Raw genomic sequence first — 5723 nt, forward strand, 5'->3', positions numbered from 1 at the left:
GCGGCCGCCCATGAACGCGCTGGACGTCGCCACGCAGGACCGGTTGAAGGAGCTCGCCGAGGAGGCCGCGCGGCGCGAGGACGTGCGCGCCGTGGTGATCTACGGCGGGGAGAAGGTGTTCGCGGCGGGCGCGGACATCAAGGAGATGCAGGCCATGGACCACGCGGCCATGGTGCTGCGCTCCAAGGCCCTCCAGGACTCCTTCACCGCCGTGGCCCGCATCCCCAAGCCGGTCGTGGCCGCCGTCACCGGCTACGCGCTCGGCGGCGGGTGCGAGCTGGCGCTCTGCGCCGACTACCGGATCGCCGGGGAGAACGCCAAACTGGGCCAGCCCGAGATCCTGCTCGGCCTGATCCCGGGCGCGGGCGGCACCCAGCGGCTGTCCCGGCTGATCGGCCCCTCCAGGGCCAAGGACCTCATCTTCACGGGCCGCCAGGTGCGGGCCGACGAGGCACTGGCGCTCGGCCTGGTGGACCGGGTGGTCCCCGCCGACGAGGTCTACGCGCAGGCGCACGCGTGGGCCGCGAAGCTGGCCCAGGGGCCGGCGATCGCGTTGCGCGCGGCCAAGGAGTCGGTCGACACCGGTCTCGAGACGGACATCGACACCGGCCTCGCCGTCGAACGCAACTGGTTCGCGGGCCTGTTCGCCACCGAGGACCGCGAGCGGGGGATGCGCAGCTTCGTGGAGGAGGGGCCGGGCAAGGCCAAGTTCCTGTGAAACCTCGTACGTGGTCTTGCAATTGACGCGATGTCTGATTCCGGGTCCCTCGATGGGGCGGTTCATGGGAGCCTTGGGGCACCCTTAAGCCGTTCGTGTCGAGGGAGCCCGTCGATTGCCTGAACGCGAGTCGTTTCCCCAGGTCGGACGGCATTTCGGGGACTCCGAAACGCCTTCGGCGCATGTCGGCGGCTTCCTGCCGGACAGGGGCGTACGGGGGGCGTATTCCCCCGGAACGGCCCCCGGGGGTCCCTCGGACGGCCATGATGGGGGCATGGCGGGGCTGGATGGCAGGGAACAGCCGCGGGGAGACGGACGTGCGACCGCGTCGCGCTGGTCGCCGACGGTCGAGGACGAACGCGCGCTGAAGGCACTGGAGTTGTTCGGCAACCCGACGGAAGCCGAAGTTCCGCTGCCGTCCCGCCCCGAGTCCGCCGCCACCGCCCGCCGGCTCGCCCAGGTGGTCGTCCTGCGGGAGTGGGGCCTCACCGCCAAGACCGCCGAGGACGCCGTCCTGCTCGTCTCCGAACTGGTCGGCAACGCCGTACGGCACACCGGCGCCCGCGTCTTCGGCCTCCGCATGCGCCACCGGCGCGGCTGGATCCGGATCGAGGTCCGCGACCCGTCCCGCGGACTGCCCTGTCTCATGCCGGTCCAGGAGATGGACGTCAGCGGCCGGGGCCTCTTCCTCGTCGACAAGCTCGCCGACCGCTGGGGCGTGGACCTGCTGCCCCGCGGCAAGACCACCTGGTTCGAGATCCGCGTGACGGACCGCTGAGGGTTCCCGAGGGTGCCCGAGGAGCGTCCTCCCCCGCGCGGCTTGAGTCTCCAGCCACTGGAAGGCCCAGACTCCCGGACATGACCGACGACGGCACCGGACTTCTCACCATCGGCGAGCTCGCCCGCGCCACCGGACTGTCCGTGCGCACCATCCGCTACTGGTCGGACGAGGGCGCCCTGCCCCCGGTGGCCCGTTCGGCGGGCGGGTACCGGCTCTACGACGCCGGCTCCGTCGCCCGCCTGGAACTGGTCCGCACCCTGCGCGAGCTGGGCCTCGGCCTCACCGACGTACGCCGGGTGCTGACCGGTGAGACGACGGTCGCGCAGGTCGCGGCGGCGCACGTGGCCGCGCTGGACGCGCAGATCCGGTCCTTGAGGGTGACCCGCGCGGTGCTGTCGACCGTGGCACGACGCGGCTCGACCGCAGAGGAGACGACGCTCATGAACAAGCTGGCACGGCTGTCCACCACCGAGCGGAAGCGGATCATCGAGGACTTCATGGCGGAGGTCTTCGACGGCATCGACACCGCGGACCCCGACATCCGCGCCCGCCTGCGCTTCGCCGCGGCCGACCTGCCCGACGACCCCACCCCCGAGCAGGTGGACGCCTGGGTGGAGCTGGCCGAGCTGATCCAGGACCCGGGGTTCCGGGCCACCATGCGCAGGATGATCGAGTTCAACGCGGCGGACCGGGGACCGGACGTCCCCTCCGGCAGCTCCCTGTGGTTCATGAGCCGGCTGGTGCGGCTCGCGGGCGGGGCGATCGGGGACGGCATCGCGCCGGACTCGCCGCGCGCCCGTGGCGTCCTGCGCGAGCTGATCGGGGACGCCGACCCGGCCGCCGTACTGGAACGCCTCGCGGCGGCGACGAACGTACGCCTCGCCCGCTACCGCGAACTGTCCGCGATCGTGAACGGTGTGGAGCCGCCCTCCGCCCACGAGGAGGAGTTCGGGTGGGTGGTCGCCGCACTGGAGTCCGGGACGGCCCGATAATCTGACCTGCGTCAGCAAGACGGCAAAGTACGAGATGAGGGGCGGACCGGTGGCGGACATCGAGGAAGCGCGCAAGCAGTTCGAGCGGATCGATACGGACGGGGACGGGGCCATCACCGCTGCCGAGTTCAAGGCCGCCCTGGCGCAGGGCGGTGACTGGAACGTCACCGAGGCGGTCGCCGAGGCCGTGATCAAGTCCCAGGACCTGAACGGTGACAAGGTCCTGTCGTTCGACGAGTTCTGGGCGCACTTGAACAAGTAGGTCCGGAACAGCCCGCCCGTTCCGGGGGTTGATGCCGAGCATGGTGGTTCCCGGAGGGAACCGGAACGGACATCGATCCCCGGAAGGGCGAGGCGAACGGACATGAAGATCGGCATCATCGGGGCGGGCAACATCGGGGGCAATCTCACGCGGCGGCTCACCGCCCTCGGCCACGACGTCTCCGTCGCCAATTCCCGCGGCCCCGAGACGCTCACGGAGCTGGCCGAGGAGACCGGCGCGACGCCCGTACGGGCCGAGGACGCGGCACGCGGCGCCGAGATCGTCGTCGTCACCGTCCCGCTGAAGGCCGTACCGGACCTGCCGTCCGGCCTGTTGGACGGGGCCGCCGACGGCGTGGCCGTCATCGACACCGGCAACTACTACCCGCGGCAGCGCGACGGCAGGATCGCCGGCATCGAGGACGAGGGCGTCACCGAGAGCCGTTGGACGGAACGGCAGATCGGCCACCCCGTGATCAAGGCCTTCAACGGTACGTACGCCCAGGACATCCTGGACCGCCACCGCCCCGCCGGCGACCCCGGCCGGCTGGCGCTGCCCGTCGCCGGCGACGACGAGGCGGCCAAGCGGAAGGTGCGGGCCCTGATCGACGAGCTCGGTTTCGACACCGTGGACGCGGGCGGCATCGACGACTCCTGGCGCCAGCAGCCCGACACCCCGGTCTACGGCCTGCGCGCGGGCGCCGAGGCCGTCACCGAGGCACTGGCGGAAGCCTCCCCGGAGCGCAAGCCGGAGTTCCGCGGCTAGGCGCCCCCGGCCCACTCCTTCAACGCCGACCTGCTGGAGAAGTCCGCGACGTTCTTGTCCAGCGGGTCGTCGGTGTACTGGTGGAAACGCCACTTCGCCTGGATGCGGGGCTTTCCGGCGGTGACGTAGTCGGCGATCCAGAGGCCGTCGCCCGCGTATGAGGTGGTGTCGACGTCGAGCCAGAAGTGCCTATTGGCGTAGAGGATCACCCTGTGATGCGGCCTCAGGTCCTTCACCTTCCGGATGAAGCGGTCCTTCTCCGCGTTGCTCGCCCGTGTTCCCTCGCCCGTCGTCTCCCAGTCGATCGCGAGGATGTCGCCCCGCTTCTCCGGGGCCTTGCGCACGAAGTACTCCGCCTGGGCCGTGAGGTTGCCCGGCCAGAGGAAGTGGTAGAAGCCGACGACCAGATCGGCGTCGCGGGCCCGCTTCGTCTGGGCCGAGAGCTTGGGGTTGGTGTACGAACGGCCCTCCGTCGCCTTGATGAAGACGAAGGACAGGCCGTCGGTGTCGTACGAGGACGGCTGGTACGCACTCACGTCGATGCCGCGCAGCATGGGGCTCCCTGATGAGGTGCTGGTGGGGGGAGGGGAGTCGAATGATTCCTTCCCCACCCTGGCACGGGTGATCCGTCCGGCAGGCGGAAAGTTCGGTCCCGGCGGTCACTGACGCCCCTGGTGTCACTCCTGCGTCGCTTCCCCGTCATGTGCTGCTCACTTCGCACAGATGAACTAGCCGGTGAAGTGACGTGAGTCGAGGACCGATGAGAGCGCGGAGAGACGACATGGCCGGACCGGCTGAGGCGATGACGTTACCCGCGCCGGTCGACACGCTCCTCGCCGCCGCCGTCGCCCGGCGCTTCTACCTGGAGCACCGGTCGAAGGTGGAGATCGCCAAGGAGCTCGGCATCAGCCGGTTCAAGGTGGCCCGCCTCCTCGACGCGGCCGTGGCCCACGACATCGTGCGGATCGACATCACCGTCCCGGCCGAGATCGACGTCCCGCTCGGACGGGCGCTGACCGAGCGGTTCGGGCTCCGGCACGGCATCGTCGTCGACCTGGAGCGCGACGAGGGCGGTACGGCGGCGCCGGCGGACCAGTGGCGGAACGGGCGCTGGCTCGGCACGGCGGCGGCCCGGCTGATCTCGGAGATCGCCGAGGAGGGCGACGTACTCGGGCTGGACGGCAGCCACGCGGTGGACGCGCTCAGCGAGGCGGTCACCCGGCTGCCGCCGTGCGACGTGGTCCAGCTGACCGGGGTGCACGGGCGGGACCTCGCCCATGACGCCGCGATCACCGCGGTCCGCCGTACGGCGGCGGCGGGCGGGGGCAGGGCGTTCCCGCTCCACGCCCCGTTCCTCCTGCCCGACGCGGTGACGGCCGCCGTCCTGCGCAGCCAGCCCGCCACCGCCGAGACGCTGGACCGGTTCGGCCTGGTCACCAAGGCCGTCGTCGGCGTCACGGAGTGGGACGCCCCGCACTCCACGGTGTACGGCGCCCTGTCCGAGGGGGAGCGGGAGACGCTCCGGGAGGCGGGAGCGTGCGCCGAGGTGGCCGGCCACGTCCTGGACGCCGCGGGCCGGATGATCCCCACCGAGCTGAACGCCCGCACGATCGCCGTCAGCGCCGCCGAACTCCGTGGCGTCACCGAGCTGATCGGAGTCACGGCCGGTGGACGCGGCACCGGGGCGGTCCGCGCCGTACTGAGCTCCGGACTGCTCACCGGAGTCGTCACGGACGCCGTGACCGCGCGCCGTCTCCTCTGGCACGACGACCCGAAAAACCTGGACGACCTGGCACGGACCGCGCCCGCACCGTCGTCCCGATCCACCGAACGAGGACAGCGATGAGCCGGCAGGACGAGGCGCTTCCGCCCGTTCCGGACGACATCCGCGAGGCGGGCCGCCTCGCCCCGGACCACTGGCTGGGGGTGGTCGACCCGATGTGGTCCGGGGAGGGGAAGCCCCCGGAGTGGGCGATGACCGGCCGGTGGCGGTCCGGCCTCGACGGCGAGATCGTCGAGTGGGAGGACAACCCCGACTACCGGCCGTCCCCGCGCGCGCTCGGCTGGCCCGAACCCGAGGACGAGGTGGACCGCGCCGTCCAGCTCGCGTCCACCGGATACGGGCCCGGCGAGGCGGTGCCGGCCGCGCTGGCGGGCCGCGAGGTGGCCGTGCTGACCGCGCCGGGCGGCGGTCCGCTGAGCGCG

The 5723-nt window shown here is 71.7% G+C and carries 8 protein-coding genes; 7 read left to right on the forward strand and 1 reads right to left on the reverse strand.

Features of this window, described 5'->3' with window-relative positions; translation table 11 throughout:
• The 5 genes from B7767_RS07285 to B7767_RS07305 all read left to right on the forward strand — a co-directional run.
• Window positions 1-718 (forward strand): enoyl-CoA hydratase/isomerase family protein (locus B7767_RS07285; RefSeq protein ID WP_107485869.1); only part of this gene is annotated, 718 nt, incomplete at its 5' end.
• A 274-nt stretch (window positions 719-992) separates the two neighbouring features.
• A complete protein-coding gene (locus B7767_RS07290; RefSeq protein ID WP_085571430.1) occupies window positions 993-1496 on the forward strand; it encodes an ATP-binding protein in 504 nt (167 codons plus the stop codon).
• 80 nt (window positions 1497-1576) lie between these two features.
• The gene (locus B7767_RS07295) at window positions 1577-2491 is read left to right on the forward strand and encodes a MerR family transcriptional regulator (RefSeq protein ID WP_085571431.1); all 915 of its coding nucleotides are present in this window, start codon (window positions 1577-1579) and stop codon (window positions 2489-2491) included.
• A gap of 49 nt (window positions 2492-2540) precedes the next feature.
• Entirely contained in the window at window positions 2541-2753 is a 213-nt protein-coding gene (locus B7767_RS07300) for an EF-hand domain-containing protein (protein ID WP_073936345.1), read from the forward strand.
• Between the two features lie 75 nt (window positions 2754-2828).
• Complete coding sequence (locus tag B7767_RS07305) at window positions 2829-3518, forward strand: NADPH-dependent F420 reductase (protein WP_371102269.1); 690 nt, start codon at window positions 2829-2831, stop codon at window positions 3516-3518.
• Here the strand turns inward: B7767_RS07305 and B7767_RS07310 are convergent.
• Window positions 3515-4072, reverse strand: a complete 558-nt coding sequence (locus B7767_RS07310; RefSeq protein WP_085571433.1) for a glycoside hydrolase family 25 protein — start codon at window positions 4070-4072, stop codon at window positions 3515-3517. The two genes, B7767_RS07305 and B7767_RS07310, sit on opposite strands and share 4 nt — an antisense overlap.
• A 227-nt stretch (window positions 4073-4299) precedes the next feature.
• Here B7767_RS07310 and B7767_RS07315 point away from each other — a divergent pair, with 227 nt between their 5' ends.
• Entirely contained in the window at window positions 4300-5364 is a 1065-nt protein-coding gene (locus B7767_RS07315; RefSeq protein WP_179167056.1) for a sugar-binding transcriptional regulator, read from the forward strand.
• A partial coding sequence (locus B7767_RS07320; protein ID WP_143652262.1) for a type VII secretion system-associated protein occupies window positions 5361-5723 on the forward strand: 363 nt, incomplete at its 3' end. The genes B7767_RS07315 and B7767_RS07320, both read left to right, overlap by 4 nt.

Source organism: Streptomyces sp. 13-12-16, from assembly GCF_002114215.1.
GTDB lineage: Bacteria > Actinomycetota > Actinomycetes > Streptomycetales > Streptomycetaceae > Streptomyces.